The organism is Pseudomonas sp. S1(2024) (assembly GCF_046557535.1).
Window position 1 is genome coordinate 41064 of sequence record NZ_JBKGFP010000066.1, and the last position, 25746, is coordinate 66809.

Here is a 25746-nt window from a genome sequence, read left to right on the forward strand (position 1 = left end):
CCGTCTTGAGCCTAGATAAATCATTGATCGAGGTCACGGCCAGGTTACGAATTGTTTCTATGCTCAAGGCCTTCGGCACCCTTGCCACACCCCAACCGGAGCCATCATGGCAACCCCTTCACTGGCCAGTCTGCCGCAACTGGCCGAACGCGATGCCCGCCCGCAACTTGCCCACAAGCCCGGGCGTGCCACCCTGGTGTTGTTCTTCGGCCTGTTGCTGGCCGGCATTGCCTACACCGCCTGGAGCCTTAAACAGGATGTGACGGCCAGCGGCACGGTAATAACCACGGTCACACCATTCCTGCTGCTGGGCCTGGCGTTGCTGATTGCCCTGGGCTTCGAGTTCGTCAATGGCTTCCATGACACCGCCAACGCAGTGGCCACCGTTATCTACACCCACTCGTTGCCTGCCCCCGTCGCCGTGGTCTGGTCCGGGCTGTGCAACTTCCTCGGCGTGCTGCTTTCCAGTGGCGCGGTGGCGTTCGGCATCATCGCCCTGCTGCCGGTGGAGCTGATTCTGCAGGTCGGCTCCTCGGCCGGCTTCGCCATGGTCTTCGCCCTGCTGCTGGCGGCGATCATCTGGAACCTCGGCACCTGGTGGCTGGGCCTGCCGGCCTCATCCTCGCACACCCTGATCGGTTCGATCATCGGCGTGGGCGTGGCCAATGCCCTGATGCATGGGCGCGACGGCACCAGTGGCGTGGACTGGGCCCAGGCCAGCAAGGTCGGTTATGCCCTGCTGTTCTCGCCACTGCTCGGCTTTGCCTGTGCCGCCCTGTTGCTGCTGGCACTGCGCGCGCTGGTCAAGCGCAAGGCGCTGTACCAGGCGCCGGAAGGCCAGACACCGCCACCGTGGTGGATCCGCGGCGTACTGATCCTGACCTGCACCGGGGTGTCCTTTGCTCACGGCTCCAACGACGGCCAGAAAGGCATGGGCCTGATCATGCTGATCCTGGTTGGCACCCTGCCGATGGCTTACGCATTGAACAAGACCATGCCCAATGAACAGGCCCTGCAGTTTTCCGCGGTCGCCGAGGTAACCCGCCAGGCACTGGTGCGCGGCGCCCCGCAAGCAGCACCGGCCGACCCACGCCAGGTGCTGACCACGTTCATTGCCGAGCCCAGGGCCAACCCGCAACTGATACCGGCGCTGGCGGCACTGACCGGCATGATCGGCGAAGAGGTCAAAGGTTATGGCTCGCTCAAGCGGGTACCGGCCGAAGCCATGGCCAACGTGCGCAACGACATGTACCTGACCAGCGAAGCCATCCGCCTGATCGAGAAGAACCAGCTGGTGGTATTCGATGCAGGTACACGCAGCCAGGTGCTGCTGTTCAAGACCCAGCTGGACGACGCCACCCGCTACATCCCGCTGTGGGTGAAAGTGGCCGTGGCCATCGCACTGGGGCTGGGCACCATGGTCGGCTGGCGGCGCATCGTGGTGACGGTAGGCGAGAAGATCGGCAAGACCCACCTCAGCTATGCCCAGGGGGCTTCGGCCGAAGTGGTGGCAATGTGCACCATTGGTGCGGCGGACATGTTCGGGTTGCCGGTGTCGACTACCCATGTACTGAGTTCCGGGGTGGCCGGGACCATGGTGGCCAACGGGTCGGGGATTCAGAAGCGCACGCTGGTCAACCTGCTGATGGCCTGGGTGCTGACCTTGCCGGCAGCGATGCTGTTGGCCGGCAGCCTGTACTGGCTGCTGCACCACATCTTCTGAGCCTGAAAACAGTTTCGCCTTCACTGCCCCTATCGCCGGCAAGCCAGCTCCCACAGGAACACCACAGACCTCAAGCCCTGTGCATTACCTGTGGGAGCCGGCTTGCCGGCGATAGGGCCCTTACAGCCAACCTCAACCTGGAATTTTCAGCCCGCGTTGCACGGCCGGCCGCTCGAGGAACGCCGCGAGCACCCGCTGCACTTCCTTGAACTGATCGAAGCCAACCAGGTCTCGGGCGTTGTAACGCTCAACCAGGTTACGCACCCACGGGAAGATCGCGATATCGGCAATGCTGTACTCGTCGACCATCCATTCCCGGCCTTTCAGATGCCGGTCCAGAACACCGAGCAGGCGCTTGGACTCGTTGACATAACGGTCCCGCGGGCGCTTGTCCTCGTATTCCTTGCCAGCAAAGAAATGGAAGAACCCGACCTGGCCAAACATCGGCCCGATCCCACCCATCTGGAACATCAACCACTGCAAGGTCTGGTAACGCTGGGCCGGGTCCTGGCTGAGCAACTGGCCGCTCTTCTCTGCCAGGTACTGCAGAATCGCCCCCGACTCGAACAGCGGCAGCGGCTGGCCGCCCGGGCCATTGGGGTCGAGGATGGCGGGGATCTTGTTGTTGGCGCTGAGCGAGATGAACTCGGGGCTCAGCTGGTCATCGTTGTCGAAGCTGACCTTGTGCGGCTCATAGGCCAGGCCGATCTCTTCGAGCATGATCGACACCTTGACGCCGTTGGGCGTCGGCAACGAATACAGCTGCAGGCGCTCGGGGTGTCTGGCGGGCCACTTGCGGGTAATGGGGAAAGCACTGAGATCGGTCATGATCAACCTGGCCTGGGGAATGAACCTCTCACTCTAGAGACATCCCCGGCCGCTGACCATCACCGACCACTCATCAGCACCGGCGGTTCAGGCCTGGCCGTGGGCCTTGAGCTTGAGCTTTTCGGTATCGACGCGAACGAACACCGAGTCGGCAGTCACTGTCAGCACATCGTCGGCCCAGACTTCGCAGAGCACCCGGGTCTTGCGCCCCACCTCACCTTCCACACGCGCCTTGAGCAACAATTCGACCCCCATGGGCGTGGGCTTGAGGTAGTTCAGGCCAAGGCTGCCAGTGACACAGTCGATGCGCGGCAGGCTGCCCGCTTCGCGACCTTCGTTGCGGTAGTGGTAAGCCATTGCCGTCCAGTTGGAGTGGCAGTCGACCAGCATCGCCAGCAGCCCGCCGTAGACCAGGCCGGGCCAGCCGATGAAGGTGCTGTCGGGCGCGTGCCGGCACACCAGGTGGATGCCGTCGACGTCCCAGTGGCTTTGCAGGTGCAGGCCGCTGGGGTGGGAACAACCGCAGCCGTAGCAAGTGCCGTCGGGTGCGGCGAGGGCCTGGAGGGAAAGGGAGTGGTCGTTCATACGCTTCCTGTGCTTATTGATATGGGGGGGCGCGCAACGCCCCCACATTAAAACAGAAACATCAGGCCGTCTGGGCAACCACCCTGGCGCGCCGCTGGGTCAGCGAAACCAGCAGGATGAACGCGGTCACCCCGGCGGTCATCAGCGTCTCGTAGCGGTAGGCATCGCTGAACAGCATGTAGCCCAGCACCATGACGATGGTGCCGATCACCAGCCAGGTCAGCCATGGGAACAGCCACATCTTCAGCTCCAGCGGCCGCCCTTCGCGCTCGGCACGGGCCCGCATGCGCAGCTGCGAAACGGCAATCACCAGGTACACCAGCAAGGCGATGGCGCCGGTGGTGGACAGCAGGAAGCCGAATACCTTGCCCGGGAACACATAGTTGACGAAGCACCCGGCAAAGCCGGCCAGGGTCGAGAAGATGACCGCCACGGTCGGTACGCCCGAGCCGGAGATACGCTTGGTAACGCTCAGCGCCTGGCCACGGGCGCCCAGCGAATAGAGCATGCGCGACGCAGTGTACAGGCCCGAGTTCATGCAACTGGTCACGGCAACCAGCACCACGATATCCACCAGCAGCTTGGCGCCCGGCACGTTCAGCACTTCCAGCACGCGCTGGAACGAACCTACCGCTTTGAGGCCCGGGTCGTTCCACGCCACAAGCGACACCACAAGGAAGATCGACGCCAGGTAGAAGATGGCGATGCGGTACACAACAAGGTTGGTAGCGCGGCGGATCTTGTCTTTCGGATTGGCGGTTTCGTCAGCGGCAATGGTGACGATTTCGGCGCCGAAGAACGAGAAGATGGTGATCAGCACGCCACCGAGCACGGTGCCGAAACCGTTGGGCATGAAGCCGCCGTTGTCCCACAACCGGCTGACCCCGGACACCTCGGCCAGCGGCCAGACGCCGAATACCGCCAGGCTGCAGACCACGATGAAGGCGATGATCGCCACCACCTTGACCAGCGCGAACCAGTACTCGAAGGCACCGAAATTCTTCACGCTGATCAGGTTGGTACCCGACAGCACCAGCATGATCAGGAAGGCGAACAGCCACGACGGCACGCCAGGGAAGTAGGCATGCAGGATGTCGGCGCCGGCAATGGCCTCGACCGGAATGATCAGTACCCAGAACCACCAGTACAGCCAGCCGATGGTAAAGCCCGCCCAAGGGCCGATGGCTTCGGAGGCATAGGTGGAAAACGAGCCGCTGTTGGGGTTGGCGATGGCCATTTCGCCCAGCATGCGCATCACCAGCAAGACCAGCAGGCCAGTCATGGCGTAGGAGATGAGGATGGCCGGGCCGGCGGTGGCGATGGCGTTGGAAGAACCGATGAACAGGCCGGCGCCGATGATGCCGGCGATGGAGATCATGGATACCTGACGGGACGTCAGGCCGTGCTGCAGGGAGCGCTGTTTGTTGTTGTTTGGCGAAGCCATGAAGAACCCTCGAATGGGTCGGCCGCAGCGGGGCGGCTGAAGACTGGAGCAGAATTCTTATAAATTTCTGATGTTCGTTTTTGTTGTTTTGCAGATGCCGGAAGCGGGTACTGACCTCCTCTTCGCACGACCGGTTGTAATCGTTGATCCAGGTCAGTATTAATCTATAGGCCGAGGTCAACAAACGACCTTTTCGAAACACATGATTCCGTTATGGAATGAACTCCTTCCTTTTTTGCTCGGTATTTGCCCGTCATGTCCAAACGCCTGATGCCTTCGACCACCGCCCTTCAGTGCTTCGAAGCGGCCGCCCGCCACCTCAGCTTCACCCGCGCGGCCCAGGAACTGCACCTGACCCAGAGCGCCGTCAGCAAGCAGGTGGCGCAGCTCGAGGACATGCTGTCGCACTCGCTGTTCCAGCGCATTCGCCGGCGCCTGCACCTGACCCCGGCTGGCGCGCTGTACCTCACCGAAGTGAACAAGATCCTCACCCAGATCGACATTTCCAGCCGCTACATCCTCAGCTACGGCGACGAGACCGAAGTGCTGCGCATCGCCACCCAGCCCACCTTCGGCGCGCGCTGGCTGGTACCCCGGCTGAAGGGTTTTGGCGACCGCTACCCGCGCATTCACCTGGATATCCGCAATGAGCTGGAGCCGTTCGACCTGGTGCAGGCCAAGGCCGACATTGCGTTTTTCTTCGGCCAGGGCACCTGGCCCGGGGCAACCTGCATCGAACTGTTCAGCGAGGAAGTGGTGCCAGTGTGCAGCCCGCAGCTGCTGGCCAACCACCGGTTCGACAGCGCCCAGGCGCTGACCGAACACCGCCTGCTGCAGTGCGTGTCGCGCCCGGAGGCCTGGCACGAATGGTTCCTGGGGCTGGGGCTGCATAGCCAGAACAGCTACCACGGCCCCCGCTTCGACACGTTCTACCTGTGCATCCGCGCGGCCATTGCCGGCTGCGGCATCGCCCTGATTCCGCGCTACCTGGTGGCCGAAGAGCTGAGCGAGGGCAAGCTGGTGGTGGCCTGGGACCACCCGGTGGCGAGCAATGGCCGGCACTTCATCGCCCATGCCGAGCATGCGGCCGAAGTGCCCAAGATCAGGGCCTTCGTGCAGTGGATTCGGGAGCGGGTGGCCGAGGGGGATTGATTACTTCCTGCACTGGCCCTATCGCCGGCAAGCCAGCTCCCACAAGTACTCCACAGCCATCAAGACCTGTGCCTTACCTGTGGGAGCTGGCTTGCCGGCGATAGGGCCGGAATGGCAGATACAAAAATCAGCCAGTTCACGAATCCAGGGAATGACCGCAATCGAATAATTCGTTTGCGGAATAACCTGCCAACACGCTTGGATAATAAGAAATTCGAACAAAGGTCCGCGTGCCCATGAACCAGGAAAGTATCAGCCAATCCATTGCCATCGTTCACCCGATCACACTTTCCCATGGCCGTAATGCCGAAGTCTGGGACACCGACGGCAAACGTTACATCGACTTCGTCGGCGGTATCGGTGTACTCAACCTGGGCCACTGCAACCCGGCCGTGGTCGAGGCGATCCAGGCCCAGGCCGCTCGCCTTACCCACTACGCCTTCAACGCAGCCCCCCATGGCCCATACCTGGCGCTGATGGAACAACTGAGCCAATTCGTACCGGTCAGCTACCCATTGGCCGGCATGCTCACCAACAGCGGTGCGGAAGCTGCGGAAAACGCCCTGAAAGTGGCCCGTGGTGCCACCGGCAAACGCGCCATCATCGCCTTCGACGGCGGCTTCCACGGTCGCACCCTGGCCACCCTGAACCTCAACGGCAAGGTCGCCCCGTACAAGCAGCGGGTCGGTGAGCTGCCGGGGCCGGTGTACCACCTGCCCTACCCCAGCGCCGACACCGGGGTTACCTGCGAACAGGCCCTCAAGGCCATGGACCGCCTGTTCAGCGTCGAACTGGCAGTGGAGGACGTCGCGGCGTTCATTTTCGAGCCGGTGCAAGGCGAAGGCGGCTTCCTCGCCCTTGACCCAGCCTTCGCCCAGGCCCTGCGCCGCTTCTGCGACGAGCGCGGTATCCTGATCATCATCGACGAGATCCAGTCGGGCTTCGGCCGCACCGGCCAGCGCTTCGCCTTCCCGCGTCTGGGCATCGAGCCCGACCTGCTGCTGTTGGCCAAGAGCATTGCCGGCGGCATGCCGCTGGGTGCGGTGGTCGGGCGCAAGGAGTTGATGGCAGCACTGCCCAAGGGCGGCCTGGGTGGCACCTACTCAGGCAACCCGATCGCCTGCGCAGCGGCCCTGGCCAGCCTGGCGCAGATGACCGACGAGGCCGTCGCTACCTGGGGTGAGCGCCAGGAGCAGGCAATCGTGCGCCGCTTCGAGCATTGGAAGGCCTCGGGACTGAGCCCGTTCATCGGCCGCCTCACCGGCGTCGGCGCGATGCGCGGGATCGAGTTCGTCAATGCCGACGGCAGCCCGGCACCGGCGCAACTGGCCAAGGTGATGGAAGCGGCGCGGGCCAAGGGCCTGTTGCTGATGCCCAGCGGCAAGGCGCGGCACATCATCCGCCTGCTGGCACCGCTGACCATCGAAGCCGAAGTGCTCGAGGAAGGCCTGGATATCCTCGAGCAGTGCCTGGCCGAGCTGAACTGATACTTACAAGCCCAGCTCTGCGGGAGTGAGCATGTCGGACTCGAAGGCAATCCAGCCGCCTTCGAGTTCGGCGTGCCCGTTGACGATCGGGCCGTAGTAGGTCAGGCCGTTCTCCAGGGTCACGCAGATGTGCGTGGCGTTCTTTTCGGGGGCTGCGAGCGTACCGACGAAATGCACCTTCTTCAGCGTTTCGGTCACCGCTTCCAGGCCAACGCGCATATTGGGGTTTTCCGAGGCCTCGGCGTCGCCGCCACGGTCTTCGGCGCTGATGGTGATGGTGGCGATGTACGGGTACTTGGTGCTCAAGCGGGGTTACCTCAGTGGGTGTGTAGGCGTATGGGCGCGTAGAGTACGGCAGGTGATCTCCATTGTCTCTACCGGCCTCTTCGCGGGCACGCCCGCTCCCACAGGTACTGCGCACGCCTTGGGCAATGTGCGGTCCCTGTGGGAGCGGGCGAGCCCGCGAAGAGGCCGGGCCTGCAAAAGGTGATCTGAAGGGCCCGATCTGTTAGGGTGCCCGCCGATGCACGCCACACCACACGAGGATCCCGAGTGAGCGCCGAAGAACCCCTGATCGCCGACCTGTTCGAAGTCGACAAACGCCTGTCCCTCAAGCCCGTGGTGGACTTCAACAGCTACCTGCGCAACGCCTTCGGCGAAGGCCCGTGCCGTTGCCATCGCTGCACCGAAGGGGGCGACCAAGGCACCTACAGCCACGCCCACACCTTCACCTTCGACGGCCGCCAATGGCACCGCCGCTTTGCCAGCACCTCCGGCAGCGACGTCGCCCAGGCCCTGAAAAAGGCCTGGCTTTCGTACACCAAGGCCGATCTCAACCTGGTCGGCGCACTGGACCTGGCCACCCTCAAGACCTTCACCGAAGCCGCCCTGCACACGCGCCTGCTGGCCCTGCTGCCAGCCAGCGGCCTGGCCCGCGAAGTGGATGGCCAGTGGCAGCTGCAAGCCCAGGCCGACTGACGGCCCGGCGGTAAAGCAGGATTCTCCCGTTCTGCTACCGTGGGAGAATCCGCTCATCCGCAGGTAGTCCGCCATGGCCCGTACAACGCCCATCGAGCTGTACCGCAATATCGGTATCGTCGCCCACGTGGACGCCGGCAAGACCACGACCACCGAGCGGATCCTGTTCTACACCGGGGTCAACCACAAGATGGGCGAAGTGCACGATGGTGCCGCGACCATGGACTGGATGGCCCAGGAGCAGGAGCGCGGTATCACCATCACCTCGGCGGCGACCACTGCCTTCTGGCAGGGCTCGACCAAGCAGTTCGCCCACAAGTATCGCTTCAACATCATTGACACCCCGGGCCACGTCGACTTCACCATCGAGGTGGAGCGCTCGCTGCGCGTGCTCGATGGCGCGGTAGTGGTGTTCAGCGGCGCGGACGGGGTCGAACCGCAGTCCGAGACCGTATGGCGCCAGGCCAACAAGTACCACGTGCCGCGCCTGGCCTACATCAACAAGATGGACCGCCAGGGCGCCGACTTCCTGCGCGTAGTCAAGCAGATCGATCAGCGCCTGGGCCACCATCCGGTGCCGATCCAGCTGGCCATCGGCAGCGAAGAGAACTTCATCGGCCAGATCGACCTGGTGAAGATGAAGGCCATCTACTGGAACGATGCCGACCAGGGCACCAGCTACCGCGAAGAAGACATCCCTGCCGAGCTGCAGGCGCTGGCCGACGAATGGCGCGCGCACATGGTCGAGGCAGCGGCCGAGGCCGATGACGAACTGCTCACCAAGTTTCTCGAAGGCGAAGCGTTAAGCATCGAAGAGATCAAGGCCGGCCTGCGCAAACGCACCTTGAACAACGAGATCGTGCCGACCATTCTAGGCTCGTCGTTCAAGAACAAGGGCGTGCCGCTGATGCTCGACGCGGTCATCGACTACCTGCCCGCCCCGTCGGAGATCCCGGCCATCAAGGGCACCGACCCGGATGACGAAGAAAAGCACCTGGAGCGCCACGCCGACGACAGTGAGCCGTTCTCGGCCCTGGCATTCAAGATCGCCACCGACCCGTTCGTCGGCACCCTGACCTTCGCCCGGGTGTACTCCGGCGTGCTCAGCTCCGGCAACGCGGTGCTCAACTCGGTCAAGGGCAAGAAGGAACGCATCGGCCGCATGGTGCAGATGCATGCCAACCAGCGGGCTGAAATCAAGGATGTGTGCGCCGGCGACATCGCCGCGCTGATCGGCATGAAGGACGTGACCACCGGCGACACCCTGTGCGACATGGACAAGCCGATCATCCTCGAGCGCATGGACTTCCCCGACCCGGTAATTTCCGTGGCGGTGGAGCCAAAGACCAAGGCCGATCAGGAAAAAATGGGCATCGCCCTGGGCAAGCTGGCCCAGGAGGACCCGTCATTCCGCGTGCGCACCGACGAGGAGACCGGCCAGACCATTATCTCGGGCATGGGCGAGTTGCACCTGGACATCATCGTCGACCGCATGCGCCGCGAGTTCAACGTCGAGGCCAACATTGGCAAGCCACAGGTGGCCTACCGAGAGAAAATCCGCAACACCTGCGAGATCGAGGGCCGCTTCGTCCGCCAGTCCGGCGGCCGGGGCCAGTACGGCCACTGCTGGATCCGCTTCGCCCCCGGCGACGAGGGCAAGGAAGGCCTGGAGTTCATCAACGAGATCGTTGGCGGCGTGGTACCACGCGAATACATCCCGGCTATCCAGAAAGGCATCGAGGAGCAGATGAAGAACGGCGTGCTGGCCGGCTACCCGCTGATCAACCTGAAGGCGGCGGTGTACGACGGCTCGTACCACGATGTCGATTCGAACGAAATGGCCTACAAGATCGCCGCCTCGATGGCCACCAAGCAGCTGTCGCAGAAAGGTGGGGCGGTGTTGCTGGAGCCGGTGATGAAGGTGGAAGTGGTGACCCCGGAGGAGTACCAGGGTGACATCCTCGGCGACCTGAGCCGGCGCCGCGGGATGATCCAGGACGGTGACGAAACACCGGCCGGCAAGGTGATCCGTGCCGAGGTGCCGCTGGGCGAGATGTTCGGCTATGCCACCTCGATGCGCTCCATGACCCAGGGCCGGGCCAGCTTCTCGATGGAGTTCACCCGTTATGCCGAGGCACCGGCGAGCATTGCCGATGCCATCGTCAAGAAGAACCGCGGGGAGTGATTCGTTCGCCTGTGCTGGCCTCTTCGCGGCTAAAGCCGCTCCCAAAGGGAATGCATACCCCCTGTAGGAGCGGCTTTAGCCGCGAAGAGGCCAGCACAGGCACCAACCCTTCTCAGTGCTGCTCCCCAGCCCGCTTCAGCAGCTTCTTGCAGCGCTCGGACAAATGCACCACCCGCAACTGCTTGCCCGCCCTCGCATACCGCTCCCGCAAGGTCTTCAACGCCGCAATCGCCGAATAATCGACAAAGCTCAAATGCTGGCAATCCAGGGTCACCTTGGCCGGGTCGTTAGCCGGGTCGAACTGGTTCAGGAACACCGTAGTCGAGGCAAAGAACAGCGTGCCATGCACCTGGTAATGCTTGCCCTCCTCTGCATCCTCATGGCTGTCGGCATACAGCTCCCGCGCATGCTGCCAGGCAAAGTTCACCGCCGCGATGACGATGCCGAACAGCACGGCCACGGCCAGGTCGGTGAACACGGTGACCACGGTCACCGCAATGATCGCCAGCACATCGCTCAGCGGCACCTTGTGCAGCACCCGCAAAGACGCCCAGGCAAAGGTTTGCTGCGCCACCACGAACATCACCCCGACCAGCGCCGCCAGCGGAATACGCTCGATCAGCGGCGACAGGAACAGCACGAAAAGCAAGACCATCACCCCGGCCACCACACCCGACAGCCGACCACGGCCATTGGAGCTGAGGTTGATCATGGTCTGGCCGATCATCGCGCAACCACCCATGCCACCGCACAGGCCGGAAACCATGTTGGCCGCGCCCAGCGCCACGCACTCGCGGTCCGGGTAGCCACGGCTCTCGGTGATTTCATCGGTCAGGTTGAGCGTAAGCAGGGTCTCAAGCAGGCCGACCATGGCCATCAGCACCGCATAGGGGGCGATGATCTTGAGGGTCTCGAGGTTCCACGGCACGTCCGGCAGGGCCAGCTGCGGCAGGCCACCGGCGATGCGCGCCATATCGCCCAGGGTGCGTGTGGGCAGGCCAAGCAGGTACACCAGCAAACCAACGCCAAGGATCGCCACCAGCGCTGGCGGCACCGTACGGGTCAACTTCGGCAGCACGTAGACCACCGCCATGGTCAGCGCCACCAGTCCAATCATCAGGTACAGCGGCGTACCGCTGAGCCAGTGCCCGCCCTCCTTGAAGTGTTCCAGTTGGGCCAAGGCGATAACGATGGCCAGGCCGTTGACGAAGCCGAGCATCACCGGGTACGGCACCAACCGCACCAGCTTGCCCAGGCGCAACAAGCCGAACAGGATCATCACCACGCCGCCCAGCAAAACCGTGGCCAGCAGGTACTGCGCACCGTGCTGCACCACCAGCGCAACGATCACCACCGCCATCGAGCCGGCGGCACCGGAAATCATCCCCGGTCGACCACCGAAAAGCGCCGTCAGGGTGCAGATGATGAAGGCGCCATACAGGCCCATCAGCGGGTTCAGGTGAGCCACCAGGGCAAAGGCGATGCACTCGGGCACCAAGGCGAACGAGGTGGTCAGGCCGGCGAGCACGTCGGCGCGAAGTCGGGCGGGTTTCATGGGCATCCTGTGAGGCAATCCGGGCGAACGGTACAAAAACAAGGGGCGCGATGTTACGGAATTTGTCTGACAGCGGCCACCGCTCAAGGGGATCTGTAACGTGAAACCAGCAGAAGCTGGGCAAATTTGCCATCATGAACATTCCACCTGCGGAGATCATGGACATGCCGCTACGCCCCCAATTCGCCGCCTTGCTACTGGCCGCCAGCCTCACTGCCCAGGCCGCCACCGAGGTATTGCCGCTACAACACCGCAGCAGCGCCGAACTGCTGCCCGCCGCCCAGGCATTCATCGGCAAGGACGGCACGGTCAGCGCCTTCGAGAACAAGCTGATCGTCAACGCCAGCCCCGAACGCATCGACGACCTGCGCACCCTGCTGCAACAACTGGATACTGCACCCAAGCGCCTGCTGATCAGCGTCGACAACAACGACAGCAACTTCCAGGACAACCGTGGCAACGCGCGCGTCATCCACTATGGCACCAGCAACCGTGACGGCGGCATGCAGCAGATTCAGGCCAGCGAAGGCCAGCCGGCGCTGATCCAGATTGGCCAGAGCATCCCGATCACCAGCACCAGCACCGACGGCTACGGGCGCATCCAGAGCAATACCGAATACCGCAACGTGACCCAGGGTTTCTACGTCACCCCCAGCTTGAGTGGCGATACGGTTCGTCTGCAAATAAGCACCAATAATGACCGCATCAGCCAGGAACGTGCTGATGTAGTGAAAGTGCAAAGCACCGACACGACCATCACCGGCAAGCTCGGAGAATGGATCACACTGGCGGGCTACAACCAGCAGAGCCAAGCCGACCGTAGCGCATCAAGCCACAGTTACAGCACCCAACGGGGTGAAAACATGACTTTGCGCGTCAAAGTCGACCTTCTCGACTGATCCCAGGCAATTCAAGGCCTCGACCAAAGGCCTTGAAACTGACTGCCAAGTCGCATTAGACCAAAGATGTAGTAAGTGAAAAAAACCACTACAAAACATTTGACAGGGTCTTTTTCCAAAGGGCATGATGGCCTCGCTCCCGCTAATCAGGGGCCCTGGCAAGGGCCTTCGAGGCGCGCTCCTCCCACCCCTGGAGGCGTCTCGTGTCTATACGGCCCACAAGGCGGTTCGACGGGATTGCGACTGCAACGAAGAAGTTGTCCCGAGGGACGGAAGCGCATCACCGCAGTACTGGCAATCGCGTAGCACCGCAGCAAGGCAACCACGAGCCGACCTGCCGGAGCACCCTTTCGCCTGGCCTGCACACCCTTCCCCTTCGAGCCTTCGCGTTCGCCGCCGCACTCCTGCGAACAGGACAGCCGCCAGCTCCTGATCTGCTCCGAGCATCAGCACAATTACCCCAAGATCGATGCGACGAGGTTTATTTCCATGGCACTGACACGCGAACAGCAAATTGCAGCCCTCGAGAAAGACTGGGCCGAGAACCCGCGCTGGAAAGGCGTGACCCGTACCTACACCGCCGCTGATGTCGTTCGCCTGCGTGGCTCCCTGCAGCCGGAGCACACCCTGGCCCGCCTGGGTGCAGAAAAACTGTGGAAGCTGGTCACCGAAGGTGCCCACCCGTCCTTCCGCCCAGAAAAAGATTTCGTCAACTGCATGGGCGCCCTGACCGGCGGCCAGGCAGTGCAGCAGGTCAAGGCCGGCATCCAGGCCATCTACCTGTCCGGCTGGCAGGTTGCCGCCGACAACAACTCGGCCGAGTCCATGTACCCTGACCAGTCGCTGTACCCGGTCGACTCGGTACCGACCGTGGTCAAGCGCATCAACAACGCCTTCCGCCGCGCCGACCAGATCCAGTGGAAAGCCGGCAAGAACCCGGGCGACGATGGCTACATCGACTACTTCGCACCGATCGTGGCCGACGCCGAAGCCGGTTTCGGTGGCGTACTGAACGCCTACGAGCTGATGAAGAACATGATCGAAGCAGGCGCCGCCGGTGTGCACTTCGAAGACCAGCTGGCCTCGGTGAAAAAATGCGGCCACATGGGTGGCAAGGTACTGGTACCGACCCAGGAAGCCGTGCAAAAGCTGGTGGCCGCGCGCCTGGCAGCTGACGTATCGGGCGTGCCGACCATCATCCTGGCCCGTACCGACGCCAACGCCGCCGACCTGCTGACCAGCGACTGCGACCCGTACGACCAGCCGTTCGTGATTGGCGAGCGCACCCGTGAAGGCTTCTACAAGGTACGCGCCGGCCTCGACCAGGCCATCGCCCGCGGCCTGGCCTACGCGCCGTACGCCGACCTGATCTGGTGCGAAACCGCCAAGCCGGACCTGGACGAAGCCCGCCGCTTCGCCGAAGCGATCAAGAAGGAGTATCCGGACCAGATCCTGTCGTACAACTGCTCGCCTTCCTTCAACTGGAAGAAGAACCTGGACGACGCGACCATCGCCAAGTTCCAGCGCGAGCTGTCGGCAATGGGCTACAAGCACCAGTTCATCACCCTGGCCGGCATCCACAACATGTGGCACGGCATGTTCAACCTGGCGCACGACTACGCCCGCAACGACATGACCGCCTACGTGAAGCTGCAGGAGCAGGAATTTGCTGACGCCAACAAAGGCTACACCTTCGTGGCGCACCAGCAGGAAGTGGGCACTGGCTACTTCGACGACATGACCACCGTGATTCAGGGTGGTGCATCGTCGGTGACTGCACTGACCGGTTCGACCGAGGAAGAGCAGTTCCACTGATAGTGGGTTGCTGTTGAGGAAAGGCCCGAGGCTTGTTGAAGCCCCGGGCCTTTCTTTTTGGTCTGTACCCAGGAATATACGGAACCTGTAGGAGCGGCCTTGTGTCGCGAAAGGGCTGCAAAGCGGCCCCAGCTTTCTTTGCCTCGATGCTTAAATCCCGGGGCCGCTCTGCGGCCCTTTCGCGACACAAGGCCGCTCCTACAAAGCAATTGCGAAGCCCTGCAATACCTCAGTGCTTCATGCCCAGCTCGGCATCATCCATCAGTGCCTTGGCCATCGCGCTCAGATAGTGGGCGGCCCAGATCATCATGGGTTTCTCATCCATCAGGCCGGTGATGGTCAGTTCGCGCACATAGCCCATCAGCTCCGAGGACTGCTCGCGGGCATCCCGACAAGGAATGCCGGGCTCGATGCGGAACAGTGGGTGAGTACCGTTTTCACCTTGGTAGAAGGTGGTTTTGCCGACGGTGAACTGGGTGTCTTCTGTTGTCATTGATCATTCCCCTGAAAACTCTCGACTGCCAGGGCCGGCCTCTTCGCGGGCTCGCCCGCTCCCACAGGTACAGTACAAACCTTGAAGGCTGTGGTGATCCTGTGGGAGCGGGCGTGCCCGCGAAAGGACCGGCCCTGGCAACACATTAATCAGCCCTAGTGTGAAGTCCTGGGCTCTGCGGGCATCTGCACCTGAACCAATGCCGACTCAAGCAAAGCCCGCAGCGCCTCCAGCTCATGCATCGAGGTCATCATCAGGATCGAAGCCGGGGATTTGGGCTGCAGCAGCAAGGCCTGATGCACCACGGTCGCCGCGCACAGTGCGTAGTCGGTGGCCTGGATCAGGGTGTCTTCGAGGGAATGGGGGTTGTGGGGTGGATCGGGGACAACTTTCAGCATAGCTATTTACCTTCTATGGCCGGGCACCCGCCTGCTGTCAAACAGAAGGGTGGCAGCTGTACGTGGGTTGACAGACCGGCGGAAATAGCTAAGTTCCGGCGCACGCAAGCGTGCCCGCACGCACAGCCACCATAAGGGCGAGCCGCACACTATTTACCGTCACAGCCTGTCAAAGCTGTATCGTTGATGAGCAACGACATGCCGAGACTAGAGCGCTGCCTGAGCAGCGGCAACGGAAAATGCGCGGCAGGAGTATGTTTGGGAAATGGCCTACATGGAAGGGGACAAATCTGTTTTATGCCGCACTTCGGCAGCGCCTGCACCGGCCTATTCGCGGGTAAACCCACTCCTACATGGACCACCTATCGTTGTAGGAGCGGGTTTACCCGCGAAAGGGCCGGTACAGAAGGAAGCAAAACCCTGGATCAGGTCTATGCTTGAGGCAGCACAGCCGCAAGGACTGCCCATGCTTCGTCCAAGCCACCTGATGATTCTCGCCCTGACCGCCGCCGCCCTCTATATATATGCACTGGCCAGCGACAGCACCCTGCTCGCCCTCCTGGCCAAACCGATCCCGGTACTGACCCTGATCGCCTGGCTGCGCAGCACCCCTGCCACACCTTATCGCCGCTGGATCACCCTCGGCCTGGCCTTCTCGGTACTCGGCGACATCCTGCTGGCCATCCCCGCCGACCTGTTCGTGTTCGGCCTTGCTGCCTTCCTCTGCGCCCACCTGGCCTACCTGCGCGCCTATTGCAGCCAGACCCTGCGCCCAGCCCTGCCCGCACTGCTGCTGAGCGGCATCACCGGCATCACTCTGCTCGGCGTACTGGCCAGCCACGGCCTCGGCCCACTACTGATCCCGGTCGTGCTCTACGCCTTGGCCATCAGCGCCATGCTCTGGCGCGCCCTGGCCTGTGGCGGGCTCGCCGCGCTCGGCGCCTGCCTGTTCGTGCTCTCCGACAGCCTGATCGGTATCGACCGCTTCGTCAGCCCGTTCGCCGCCGCGCCGTACCTGATCATCCTCACCTACTGGCTCGGCCAATGGGCGATCGCTTCATCAGCCAGTCATCGCTCAATCGGTAAAGTATTGACCCAGGGCGGGGCAAGCGGCGTCAGAAGATGCTAGAACAGGCGTTTTTTGCATTTGCAAGTAGGGGGAATCGCCAGATGAACTTTACAAGACACAGAACAACGGAAATATCAGACATCAGATCAAATGATATTAATTATCATTTCGAAACTTGCAATTCGTTACCATTCGCAGGAAACATAATTAACAAAACCGCACGCAATGCCCGAATCTCAAGGCTTTCAGCCAGTTACAAGCGGCTTTTGTACTTAATCCTACGAATAAATTTGCTACAGAAATTTTACTTGCACGGGGTTTACCCATAAAATCAGCGCGATTGATTCAGCTGCGACATTTGGTCACTGCATGTGCGACACCAGGTCGCCGCTCTACACTTATTTCAGACTGCAGAGCTGGGTCTCTGTATAAGGATCTCTAGCATGTCCGATTCGGCAGGACTCATCGCCCACAACTGGGGCTTTGCCATCTTCCTTCTGGGTGTCGTCGGCCTGTGCGCCTTCATGCTCGGCCTGTCCAGCCTGCTCGGTAGCAAGGCCTGGGGCCGCGCCAAGAACGAACCCTTCGAATCCGGCATGCTGCCCGTCGGCAGCGCCCGCCTGCGCCTGTCCGCCAAATTCTATCTGGTCGCGATGCTGTTCGTGATCTTCGATATCGAAGCCCTCTTTCTCTTTGCATGGTCTGTGTCCGTCCGCGAAAGCGGCTGGACCGGATTCGTCGAAGCACTCGTTTTCATAGCAATTCTGTTGGCTGGTCTTGTCTACCTATGGCGCGTCGGGGCACTTGATTGGGCTCCCGAAGGTCGCCGCAAGCGGCAAGCGAAGCTGAAACAATGAGGCTTTGGCATGCAATACAATCTCACCAGAATCGATCCGGATGCGCCCAACGAGCAGTACCCGGTCGGTGAACGGGAAACCGTCACCGATCAACTGCTGGAGGACCAGGTCCACAAGAACATCTTCATGGGCAAGCTTGAAGATGTGCTGCGTGGCGCGGTCAACTGGGGTCGCAAGAACTCCCTCTGGCCGTACAACTTCGGCCTGTCCTGCTGCTACGTGGAAATGACCACGGCCTTCACGGCACCCCACGACATCGCCCGCTTCGGCGCCGAAGTCATCCGGGCATCGCCGCGTCAGGCCGACTTCATGGTCATCGCCGGTACCTGCTTCGTCAAAATGGCGCCGATCATCCAGCGCCTGTACGAGCAGATGCTCGAGCCGAAATGGGTAATCTCCATGGGTTCGTGCGCCAACTCCGGCGGCATGTACGACATCTACTCGGTCGTTCAGGGGGTCGACAAGTTCCTCCCCGTGGACGTCTATGTGCCCGGCTGCCCGCCACGCCCTGAGGCTTTCCTGCAAGGCTTGATGCTGCTGCAGGAGTCGATCGGCCAAGAACGACGCCCGCTTTCCTGGGTTGTTGGTGATCAAGGTATTTACCGTGCCGAGATGCCAGCCCAGAAAGACCTGCGTCGTGAGCAGCGCATTGCAGTAACCAACCTGCGCAGCCCCGACGAAGTCTGATCCAGCGACCTGCCGCCCGCTCCCCTGGAGCCGGCGGCCTGGCTTCATTCTTAACGTTGACCCAAAGCGACCGAGACCATGACAGCGGACAACGCTATTTTTATTCCGCCCTACAAGGCTGACGACCAGGATGTGGTCGTCGAACTGCACAACCGTTTTGGCGCCGAAGCATTCGTCGCCCAGGAAACCCGCACCGGCATGCCCGTGCTGTGGGTCAAGCGCGAGCAGCTCAAGGAAGTGCTCAGCTTCCTGCGCGGCGTAGCCAAGCCCTACAGCATGCTGTACGACCTGCACGGCGTCGACGAGCGCCTGCGCACCCAGCGCCGCGGCCTGCCAGCCGCCGACTTCAGCGTGTTCTACCACCTGCTTTCGATCGAGCGTAACAGCGATGTGATGATCAAGGTGTCGCTCAGCGAAGGCGACCTGAACCTGCCGACCGTGACCGGTATCTGGCCGAACGCCAACTGGTACGAGCGCGAAGTCTGGGACATGTTCGGCATCGACTTTGCCGGCCACCCGCACCTCAGCCGCATCATGATGCCGCCCACCTGGGAAGGCCACCCGCTGCGCAAGGACTACCCGGCCCGCGCCACCGAGTTCGATCCCTACAGCCTGACCCTGGCCAAGCAGCAGCTTGAAGAGGAATCGGCACGCTTCAACCCTGAAGCCTGGGGCATGAAGCGCCAGGGCGCCAACGAGGACTACATGTTCCTCAACCTCGGCCCCAACCACCCTTCCGCGCACGGTGCCTTCCGTATCGTCCTGCAGCTGGACGGTGAAGAGATCGTCGACTGCGTACCGGACATTGGCTACCACCACCGTGGCGCCGAAAAAATGGCCGAACGCCAGTCCTGGCACAGCTTCATCCCCTACACCGACCGTATCGACTACCTCGGCGGGGTAATGAACAACCTGCCGTACGTGCTCGCGGTCGAGAAGCTGGCCGGCATCAAGGTGCCACAGAAGGTCGACACCATCCGCGTGATGCTGGCCGAGTTCTTCCGTATCACCAGCCACCTGCTGTTCCTGGGTACCTACATCCAGGACGTCGGCGCCATGACCCCGGTGTTCTTCACCTTCACCGACCGCCAGCGCGCGTACACCGTGATCGAAGCGATCACCGGTTTCCGCCTGCACCCGGCCTGGTACCGCATCGGTGGCGTTGCCCACGACCTGCCGCGCGGCTGGGACAAGCTGGTCAAGGACTTCGTCGAATGGCTGCCCAAGCGCCTCGACGAGTACGAAAAGGCCGCCCTGCAGAACAGCATCCTCAAGGGCCGTACCATCGGCGTTGCCGCGTACAACACCAAGGAAGCCCTGGCCTGGGGTACCACCGGTGCCGGCCTGCGTGCCACCGGTTGCGACTTCGACCTGCGTAAAGCCCGCCCCTACTCCGGTTACGAGAACTTCGAGTTCGAAGTACCGCTGGCCCACAACGGCGATGCCTACGATCGCTGCATGGTCCGTGTCGAGGAGATGCGCCAGAGTATCCGCATCATCGACCAGTGCCTGCGCAACATGCCGGAAGGCCCGTACAAGGCGGATCACCCGCTGACCACGCCGCCGCCGAAAGAGCGCACCCTGCAGCACATCGAAACCTTGATCACGCACTTCCTGCAAGTCTCGTGGGGCCCGGTCATGCCGGCCAACGAGTCGTTCCAGATGATCGAAGCGACGAAGGGCATCAACAGTTACTACCTGACGAGCGATGGCGGCACCATGAGCTACCGCACCCGGATCCGTACCCCGAGCTACCCGCACCTGCAGCAGATCCCTTCGGTGATCAAAGGCAGCATGGTCGCCGACCTCATTGCGTACCTGGGCAGTATCGACTTCGTTATGGCTGACGTGGACCGCTAAGCATGAACAGCACGCTTATCCAGACAGACCGTTTCGCCCTGAGCGAAACCGAGCGCTCGGCCATCGAGCACGAAATGCATCACTACGAGGACCCGCGCGCGGCGTCCATCGAAGCCCTGAAGATCGTCCAGAAGGAACGTGGCTGGGTGCCGGACGGCGCCATCCACGCCATCGGCGAAGTACTGGGCATCCCGGCCAGCGACGTCGAAGGTGTCGCCACCTTCTACAGCCAGATCTTCCGTCAGCCGGTCGGCCGCCACATCATCCGCGTGTGCGACAGCATGGTCTGCTACATCGGCGGCCATGAATCCGTGGTCAGCCAGATTCAAAGCGAACTGGGCATCGGCCTGGGCCAGACCACCGCCGACGGCCGCTTCACCCTGCTGCCGGTATGCTGCCTGGGCAACTGCGACAAGGCCCCGGCGCTGATGATCGACGACGACACCTTCGGTGACGTGCAGCCGGCTGGCGTTTCCAAATTGCTGGAGGGTTACGTATGACCATTACTTCCTTCGGCCCGGCCAACCGCATCGCGCGCACGGCCGAAACCCACCCGCTGACCTGGCGCCTGCGTGACGACGGCGAGCCGGTCTGGCTTGCCGAGTACGAATCGAAGAACGGCTACGCTGCCGCCCGCAAGGCGCTGGCGCAGATGTCGGCCGACGACATCGTGCAAAGCGTCAAGGACTCCGGCCTCAAGGGCCGCGGTGGTGCAGGCTTCCCCACTGGCGTGAAGTGGGGCCTGATGCCCAAAGACGAATCCATGAACATCCGCTACCTGCTGTGCAACGCGGACGAAATGGAGCCGAATACCTGGAAAGACCGCATGCTGATGGAGCAACAGCCCCATCTGCTGGTCGAGGGCATGCTGATCAGCGCCCGCGCCCTGAAGGCCTACCGTGGCTACATCTTCCTGCGTGGCGAATACACCACCGCAGCGAAGAACCTGAACCGCGCCATCGAGGAAGCCAAGGCCGCCGGCCTGCTGGGCAAGAACATCCTCGGCAGCGGTTTCGATTTCGAGCTGTTCGTGCACACCGGTGCCGGCCGCTACATCTGCGGTGAAGAAACCGCACTGATCAACTCGCTGGAAGGCCGCCGCGCCAACCCGCGCTCCAAGCCGCCCTTCCCTGCCGCCGTGGGCGTGTGGGGCAAGCCGACTTGCGTGAACAACGTCGAAACCCTGTGCAACGTCCCGGCCATCGTCGCCAACGGCAACGACTGGTACAAGTCGCTGGCCCGTGAAGGCAGCGAAGACCACGGCACCAAGCTGATGGGCTTCTCCGGCAAGGTGAAGAACCCGGGCCTGTGGGAACTGCCTTTCGGCGTCACCGCCCGCGAACTGTTCGAAGACTACGCCGGCGGCATGCGCGACGGCTTCAAGCTCAAGTGCTGGCAGCCAGGTGGCGCCGGTACCGGCTTCCTGCTGCCCGAGCACCTCGACGCGCAGATGTACGCCGGCGGCATCGCCAAGGTCGGCACCCGTATGGGTACCGGTCTGGCAATGGCGGTGGACGACAGCATCAACATGGTTTCGCTGCTGCGCAACATGGAAGAGTTCTTCGCCCGCGAATCGTGCGGCTGGTGCACCCCATGCCGTGACGGCCTGCCATGGAGCGTGAAGATGCTGCGCGCACTGGAGAAAGGCCAGGGCCGCGCCGAAGACATCGAGACGCTGCTGGGCCTGGTCAACTTCCTCGGCCCTGGCCGTACCTTCTGTGCTCACGCACCGGGTGCCGTCGAGCCGCTGGGCAGTGCCATCAAATACTTCCGGTCCGAGTTCGAGGCCGGTGTCGCTCCAGCTGCGGCTGGCGATGCCCTGCGCCCCGACCTGGCCAAGCCAATCCAGGCCGGGCCGATCGTGGTCGGCGCATAACAAGATGATTAAGGCGGGTGGTCCGTGCCACTCGCCAGCTTGCCGGCAGGCCCGAGAAATCGTGGCGTGTCGCAAGCTCACCGATTTCCATTAGCCACGCCCGCTCACGCGGGCCAACGAAGAACTTTGAACAATGGCCACTATCCACGTAGACGGCAAAGCGCTCGAAGTCAACGGTGCAGACAACCTGTTACAGGCCTGTCTGTCGCTCGGCCTCGACATCCCTTATTTCTGCTGGCACCCGGCGCTTGGTAGCGTTGGCGCCTGCCGGCAGTGCGCGGTCAAGCAGTACACCGACGAGAACGACACCCGCGGTCGTATCGTCATGTCCTGCATGACCCCTGCCTCCGACGGCACCTGGATCTCCATCGACGATGAAGAGTCCAAGGCGTTCCGCGCCAGCGTCGTCGAATGGCTGATGACCAACCACCCGCACGACTGCCCGGTGTGCGAGGAAGGCGGTCACTGCCACCTGCAGGACATGACGGTAATGACCGGCCACAACGAGCGCCGCTACCGTTTCACCAAGCGTACCCACCAGAACCAGGACCTCGGCCCGTTCATCGCCCATGAGATGAACCGCTGCATCGCCTGCTACCGCTGCGTGCGCTACTACAAGGACTATGCCGGTGGTACCGACCTGGGCGTTTACGGCGCCCACGACAACGTGTACTTCGGCCGCGTCGAAGACGGCGTGCTGGAAAGCGAATTCTCCGGCAACCTGACCGAGGTCTGCCCGACCGGCGTGTTCACCGACAAGACCCACTCCGAGCGCTACAACCGCAAGTGGGACATGCAGTTTGCCCCGAGCATCTGCCACGGCTGCTCCAGCGGCTGCAACATCAGCCCGGGCGAGCGCTACGGCGAACTGCGTCGGGTGGAAAACCGCTTCAACGGCTCGGTAAACCAGTACTTCCTGTGCGACCGTGGCCGCTTCGGCTATGGCTACGTCAACCGCAAGGATCGCCCACGCCAGCCACACCTGGCCGACGGCACCAAGCTGGGCCTGGACGCCGCCCTGGACAAGGCCGCCGACCTGCTGCGCGGCCGTACCATCGTCGGTATCGGCTCGCCACGCGCCAGCCTGGAAAGCAACTACGGCCTGCGTGAGCTGGTCGGTGCCGAGTACTTCTACTCGGGTATGGAAGCCGGCGAACTGGCCCGCGTACGCCTGGCCCTGAACGTGCTGAACAACAGCCCGCTGCCGGTCCCGACCCTGCGCGACATCGAAGACCACGACGCCGTGTTCGTGCTCGGTGAAGACCTGACCCAGACCGCTGCCCGCGTCGCCCTGGCCGTGCGCCAGGCCACCAAGGGCAAGGCCGAGGCCATGGCCGAAGCGATGAAGGTGCAGCCGTGGCTCGACGCCGCCGTGAAGAACATCGGCCAGCACGCGCTGTACCCGCTGTTCATCGCTTCGCTGGCTGAAACCAAGCTGGACGACGTCGCCGAAGAATGCGTGCACGCCGCCCCGGCCGACCTGGCCCGCATCGGTTTCGCCGTGGCCCACGCCATCGACCCGAGCGCCCCTGCCGTCGAAGGCCTGGACGCCGAAGCGAAAGCCCTGGCCCAGCGCATCGCCGACGCGCTGGTCGCGGCCAAGCGCCCACTGGTCGTAGCCGGTACCTCGCTGGCCGACCCCGCGCTGATCGAAGCCGCCGCCAACATCGCCAAGGCGCTGAAGCTGCGCGAGAAGAACGGCTCGCTGAGCCTGGTGGTGCCTGAAGCCAACAGCCTCGGCCTGGCCATGCTCGGTGGCGAGTCGGTCGATGCCGCGCTGGACGCGGTCATCAGTGGCAAGGCCGACGCCATCGTCGTGCTGGAAAACGACCTGTACGCCCGCGTACCGGCCGCCAAGGTCGATGCAGCCCTGGCCGCGGCCAAGGTAGTGATCGTTGCCGACCACTCGAAAACCCCGACTGTCGACCGCGCCCACCTGGTGCTGCCGGCCGCCTCGTTCGCCGAAGGCGACGGTACCCTGGTCAGCCAGGAAGGCCGCGCCCAGCGCTTCTTCCAGGTCTTCGACCCGCAATACCTGGACAGCAGCATCCAGATCCACGAAGGCTGGCGCTGGATGCACGCCCTGCGTGCCACCCTGCTGAACAAGCCGGTCGACTGGACCCAGCTGGACCACGTCACCAGCGCCTGCGCCGAAGCCGCCCCGCAACTGGCCGGCATCGTCAACGCCGCGCCAAGCGCCGCGTTCCGCATCAAGGGCATGAAACTGGCCCGTGAGCCGCTGCGCTACTCCGGCCGTACCGCCATGCGCGCCAACATCAGCGTGCACGAGCCGCGTACTCCGCAAGACAAGGACACCGCGTTCGCCTTCTCCATGGAAGGCTACTCGGGTTCGGCCGAACCGCGTCAGCAAGTGCCGTTCGCCTGGTCGCCGGGCTGGAACTCGCCGCAAGCCTGGAACAAGTTCCAGGACGAGGTCGGTGGCCACCTGCGTGCAGGTGACCCGGGCGTACGCCTGATCGAACCGCAAGGCGACCGCCTGCACTGGTTCAATACCATTCCGGGCGCCTTCAACCCGGCCCGTGGTACCTGGACTGCCGTGCCGTTCTTCCACCTGTTCGGCAGCGAAGAAAGCTCCTCGCGCGCCGCCCCGGTGCAAGAGCGCATCCCGGCAGCCTACGTGGCCCTCGCCAAGTCCGAAGCCGACCGCCTGGGCGTCAACGACGGTGCCCTGCTGAGCCTGAACGTTGCCGGTGTGGCCCTGCGCCTGCCGCTGCGTATCAATGAAGAGCTGGGCGCTGGCCTGGTCGCGTTGCCGAAAGGCCTGGCCGGCATTCCGCCTGCCATCTTCGGTGCATCCGTCGAAGGTCTGCAGGAGGCAGCACAATGAGCTGGTTCACCCCCGAAGTGATCGATGTGATCCTGACCGTGCTGCGGGCCATCGTGGTCCTGCTGGCGGTGGTGGTCTGCGGCGCGCTGCTCAGCTTCGTCGAGCGCCGCCTGCTGGGCTGGTGGCAGGACCGTTACGGTCCGAACCGCGTCGGCCCGTTCGGCATGTTCCAGATCGCTGCCGACATGCTGAAGATGTTCTTCAAGGAAGACTGGAACCCACCCTTCGTCGACCGCGTGATCTTCACCCTGGCACCGGTAGTGGCCATGAGCGCCCTGCTGATCGCCTTCGTGGTCATCCCGATCACCCCGACCTGGGGCGTCGCCGACCTGAACATCGGCCTGCTGTTCTTCTTCGCCATGGCCGGCCTGTCGGTCTACGCGGTGCTGTTCGCCGGCTGGTCGTCGAACAACAAGTACGCCCTGCTGGGCAGCTTGCGTGCCTCGGCACAGACCGTGTCGTACGAAGTCTTCCTGGGCCTGGCGCTGATGGGCGTGGTGGTGCAGGTGGGTTCGTTCAACATGCGCGACATCGTTGAATACCAGGCCCAGAACCTGTGGTTCATAATTCCGCAGTTCTTCGGCTTCTGCACCTTCTTCATCGCTGGCGTCGCCGTGACTCACCGTCACCCGTTCGACCAGCCAGAAGCGGAACAGGAACTGGCCGACGGCTACCACATCGAGTATGCCGGCATGAAATGGGGCATGTTCTTCGTCGGTGAGTACATCGGCATCATCCTCATCTCGGCGCTGCTGGTAACCCTGTTCTTCGGCGGCTGGCACGGTCCGTTCGGCATCCTGCCGCAACTGTCGTTCCTGTGGTTCGCGCTGAAGACCGCGTTCTTCATCATGCTGTTCATCCTGCTGCGCGCCTCGATCCCGCGCCCACGCTATGACCAGGTGATGGACTTCAGCTGGAAGTTCTGCCTGCCGCTGACCCTGATCAATTTGCTGGTGACCGCTGCGATCGTGCTCTACAACACGCCAGCCGTCGCGGCCCAGTGAGGA

Annotated in this window: 22 protein-coding genes; 15 read left to right on the forward strand and 7 right to left on the reverse strand. The window is 62.8% G+C overall.

The features are described from left to right. The first annotated feature begins 106 nt into the window (after positions 1-106). Positions 107-1723: an inorganic phosphate transporter gene (locus ACLCGK_RS18070; RefSeq protein WP_410952593.1), complete on the forward strand. Its 1617-nt coding sequence runs from the start codon at positions 107-109 to the stop codon at positions 1721-1723. 132 nt (positions 1724-1855) lie between these two features. Here ACLCGK_RS18070 and ACLCGK_RS18075 read toward each other — a convergent pair whose 3' ends face one another. From ACLCGK_RS18075 to ACLCGK_RS18085, 3 genes are all read right to left on the reverse strand, one after another. After that, on the reverse strand, positions 1856-2551 hold the full coding sequence (locus ACLCGK_RS18075; RefSeq protein WP_085614405.1) for a glutathione S-transferase N-terminal domain-containing protein: 696 nt from the start codon (positions 2549-2551) through the stop codon (positions 1856-1858). An 87-nt stretch (positions 2552-2638) separates the two neighbouring features. After that, complete coding sequence (locus tag ACLCGK_RS18080; RefSeq protein WP_410952594.1) at positions 2639-3136, reverse strand: PaaI family thioesterase; 498 nt, start codon at positions 3134-3136, stop codon at positions 2639-2641. 61 nt (positions 3137-3197) lie between these two features. Beyond that, positions 3198-4580 carry an amino acid permease gene (locus tag ACLCGK_RS18085; RefSeq protein ID WP_054572495.1) on the reverse strand — a complete coding sequence of 461 codons (1383 nt, stop codon included), beginning with the start codon at positions 4578-4580 and terminating at the stop codon, positions 3198-3200. A gap of 255 nt (positions 4581-4835) precedes the next feature. Between ACLCGK_RS18085 and gcvA the strand changes: the two genes are divergently transcribed. Next, on the forward strand, positions 4836-5732 hold the full coding sequence (gene gcvA / locus ACLCGK_RS18090) for a transcriptional regulator GcvA (protein ID WP_410952595.1): 897 nt from the start codon (positions 4836-4838) through the stop codon (positions 5730-5732). 236 nt (positions 5733-5968) lie between these two features. Continuing rightward, positions 5969-7219, forward strand: a complete 1251-nt coding sequence (locus tag ACLCGK_RS18095; protein ID WP_410952596.1) for an aspartate aminotransferase family protein — start codon at positions 5969-5971, stop codon at positions 7217-7219. A gap of 3 nt (positions 7220-7222) precedes the next feature. On the opposite strand, the gene ACLCGK_RS18100 is transcribed toward ACLCGK_RS18095, so the two are convergent. After that, the gene (locus tag ACLCGK_RS18100) at positions 7223-7525 is read right to left on the reverse strand and encodes a hypothetical protein (RefSeq protein ID WP_100413759.1); all 303 of its coding nucleotides are present in this window, start codon (positions 7523-7525) and stop codon (positions 7223-7225) included. 246 nt (positions 7526-7771) lie between these two features. Here ACLCGK_RS18100 and ACLCGK_RS18105 point away from each other — a divergent pair, with 246 nt between their 5' ends. Beyond that, on the forward strand, positions 7772-8197 hold the full coding sequence (locus ACLCGK_RS18105; RefSeq protein WP_015271047.1) for a hypothetical protein: 426 nt from the start codon (positions 7772-7774) through the stop codon (positions 8195-8197). 73 nt (positions 8198-8270) lie between these two features. Continuing rightward, positions 8271-10382 (forward strand): elongation factor G, encoded by a 2112-nt coding sequence (gene fusA, locus ACLCGK_RS18110; RefSeq protein ID WP_054572494.1) that lies wholly within the window; start codon positions 8271-8273, stop codon positions 10380-10382. Positions 10383-10494: 112 nt separating this feature from the next. Here the strand turns inward: fusA and ACLCGK_RS18115 are convergent, their stop codons facing one another. Further along, complete coding sequence (locus ACLCGK_RS18115) at positions 10495-11937, reverse strand: SulP family inorganic anion transporter (RefSeq protein WP_410952597.1); 1443 nt, start codon at positions 11935-11937, stop codon at positions 10495-10497. Between the two features lie 164 nt (positions 11938-12101). Here ACLCGK_RS18115 and ACLCGK_RS18120 point away from each other — a divergent pair, with 164 nt between their 5' ends. Both ACLCGK_RS18120 and aceA read left to right on the forward strand, forming a co-directional pair. Further along, positions 12102-12836, forward strand: a complete 735-nt coding sequence (locus tag ACLCGK_RS18120) for a secretin N-terminal domain-containing protein (RefSeq protein WP_410952598.1) — start codon at positions 12102-12104, stop codon at positions 12834-12836. Positions 12837-13325: 489 nt separating this feature from the next. Beyond that, positions 13326-14651 (forward strand): isocitrate lyase, encoded by a 1326-nt coding sequence (gene aceA / locus ACLCGK_RS18125; protein WP_013973380.1) that lies wholly within the window; start codon positions 13326-13328, stop codon positions 14649-14651. 229 nt (positions 14652-14880) lie between these two features. On the opposite strand, the gene ACLCGK_RS18130 is transcribed toward aceA, so the two are convergent. Together ACLCGK_RS18130 and ACLCGK_RS18135 are read right to left on the reverse strand one after the other, a co-directional pair. Continuing rightward, positions 14881-15144, reverse strand: coding sequence for a DUF3077 domain-containing protein (locus ACLCGK_RS18130; protein WP_023660664.1), 264 nt, complete (start codon positions 15142-15144; stop codon positions 14881-14883). 155 nt (positions 15145-15299) lie between these two features. Further along, positions 15300-15542, reverse strand: a complete 243-nt coding sequence (locus ACLCGK_RS18135; RefSeq protein WP_023660665.1) for a hypothetical protein — start codon at positions 15540-15542, stop codon at positions 15300-15302. A gap of 466 nt (positions 15543-16008) precedes the next feature. Between ACLCGK_RS18135 and ACLCGK_RS18140 the strand changes: the two genes are divergently transcribed. The 8 genes from ACLCGK_RS18140 to nuoH all read left to right on the forward strand — a co-directional run bounded on the left by ACLCGK_RS18140 (position 16009) and on the right by nuoH (position 25743). Next, positions 16009-16671, forward strand: a complete 663-nt coding sequence (locus tag ACLCGK_RS18140) for a lysoplasmalogenase (RefSeq protein ID WP_410952599.1) — start codon at positions 16009-16011, stop codon at positions 16669-16671. Positions 16672-17054: 383 nt separating this feature from the next. Next, entirely contained in the window at positions 17055-17468 is a 414-nt protein-coding gene (locus tag ACLCGK_RS18145) for an NADH-quinone oxidoreductase subunit A (protein ID WP_003251427.1), read from the forward strand. A 9-nt stretch (positions 17469-17477) separates the two neighbouring features. Next, positions 17478-18155: a NuoB/complex I 20 kDa subunit family protein gene (locus ACLCGK_RS18150; RefSeq protein WP_003251429.1), complete on the forward strand. Its 678-nt coding sequence runs from the start codon at positions 17478-17480 to the stop codon at positions 18153-18155. A gap of 78 nt (positions 18156-18233) precedes the next feature. Next, positions 18234-20015, forward strand: coding sequence for an NADH-quinone oxidoreductase subunit C/D (gene nuoC, locus ACLCGK_RS18155; protein ID WP_013973384.1), 1782 nt, complete (start codon positions 18234-18236; stop codon positions 20013-20015). 2 nt (positions 20016-20017) lie between these two features. After that, positions 20018-20515, forward strand: coding sequence for an NADH-quinone oxidoreductase subunit NuoE (gene nuoE, locus ACLCGK_RS18160; RefSeq protein WP_003251433.1), 498 nt, complete (start codon positions 20018-20020; stop codon positions 20513-20515). Then, positions 20512-21891 (forward strand): NADH-quinone oxidoreductase subunit NuoF, encoded by a 1380-nt coding sequence (gene nuoF, locus ACLCGK_RS18165; RefSeq protein WP_015271053.1) that lies wholly within the window; start codon positions 20512-20514, stop codon positions 21889-21891. Before nuoE ends, nuoF begins: the two co-directional genes overlap by 4 nt. A gap of 133 nt (positions 21892-22024) precedes the next feature. Further along, positions 22025-24739 (forward strand): NADH-quinone oxidoreductase subunit NuoG, encoded by a 2715-nt coding sequence (nuoG, locus tag ACLCGK_RS18170; RefSeq protein WP_015271054.1) that lies wholly within the window; start codon positions 22025-22027, stop codon positions 24737-24739. Next, positions 24736-25743 carry an NADH-quinone oxidoreductase subunit NuoH gene (nuoH, locus tag ACLCGK_RS18175; RefSeq protein WP_003251440.1) on the forward strand — a complete coding sequence of 336 codons (1008 nt, stop codon included), beginning with the start codon at positions 24736-24738 and terminating at the stop codon, positions 25741-25743. The genes nuoG and nuoH overlap by 4 nt, the downstream gene beginning before the upstream one ends. The last annotated feature ends 3 nt before the right edge of the window (positions 25744-25746 follow it).

Coding starts and splice junctions, on each gene's coding strand:
- nuoF (WP_015271053.1), top strand. CDS start 20,512: ATGACCATTACTTCCTTCGGCCCGGCCAACCGCATCGCGCGCACGGCC.
- ACLCGK_RS18140 (WP_410952599.1), top strand. CDS start 16,009: ATGCTTCGTCCAAGCCACCTGATGATTCTCGCCCTGACCGCCGCCGCC.
- ACLCGK_RS18075 (WP_085614405.1), bottom strand. CDS start 2,551: ATGACCGATCTCAGTGCTTTCCCCATTACCCGCAAGTGGCCCGCCAGA.
- nuoC (WP_013973384.1), top strand. CDS start 18,234: ATGACAGCGGACAACGCTATTTTTATTCCGCCCTACAAGGCTGACGAC.
- ACLCGK_RS18070 (WP_410952593.1), top strand. CDS start 107: ATGGCAACCCCTTCACTGGCCAGTCTGCCGCAACTGGCCGAACGCGAT.
- ACLCGK_RS18150 (WP_003251429.1), top strand. CDS start 17,478: ATGCAATACAATCTCACCAGAATCGATCCGGATGCGCCCAACGAGCAG.
- aceA (WP_013973380.1), top strand. CDS start 13,326: ATGGCACTGACACGCGAACAGCAAATTGCAGCCCTCGAGAAAGACTGG.
- gcvA (WP_410952595.1), top strand. CDS start 4,836: ATGTCCAAACGCCTGATGCCTTCGACCACCGCCCTTCAGTGCTTCGAA.
- fusA (WP_054572494.1), top strand. CDS start 8,271: ATGGCCCGTACAACGCCCATCGAGCTGTACCGCAATATCGGTATCGTC.
- ACLCGK_RS18085 (WP_054572495.1), bottom strand. CDS start 4,580: ATGGCTTCGCCAAACAACAACAAACAGCGCTCCCTGCAGCACGGCCTG.
- ACLCGK_RS18130 (WP_023660664.1), bottom strand. CDS start 15,144: ATGACAACAGAAGACACCCAGTTCACCGTCGGCAAAACCACCTTCTAC.
- ACLCGK_RS18115 (WP_410952597.1), bottom strand. CDS start 11,937: ATGAAACCCGCCCGACTTCGCGCCGACGTGCTCGCCGGCCTGACCACC.
- ACLCGK_RS18120 (WP_410952598.1), top strand. CDS start 12,102: ATGCCGCTACGCCCCCAATTCGCCGCCTTGCTACTGGCCGCCAGCCTC.
- nuoE (WP_003251433.1), top strand. CDS start 20,018: ATGAACAGCACGCTTATCCAGACAGACCGTTTCGCCCTGAGCGAAACC.
- ACLCGK_RS18145 (WP_003251427.1), top strand. CDS start 17,055: ATGTCCGATTCGGCAGGACTCATCGCCCACAACTGGGGCTTTGCCATC.
- nuoG (WP_015271054.1), top strand. CDS start 22,025: ATGGCCACTATCCACGTAGACGGCAAAGCGCTCGAAGTCAACGGTGCA.
- ACLCGK_RS18135 (WP_023660665.1), bottom strand. CDS start 15,542: ATGCTGAAAGTTGTCCCCGATCCACCCCACAACCCCCATTCCCTCGAA.
- nuoH (WP_003251440.1), top strand. CDS start 24,736: ATGAGCTGGTTCACCCCCGAAGTGATCGATGTGATCCTGACCGTGCTG.
- ACLCGK_RS18095 (WP_410952596.1), top strand. CDS start 5,969: ATGAACCAGGAAAGTATCAGCCAATCCATTGCCATCGTTCACCCGATC.
- ACLCGK_RS18080 (WP_410952594.1), bottom strand. CDS start 3,136: ATGAACGACCACTCCCTTTCCCTCCAGGCCCTCGCCGCACCCGACGGC.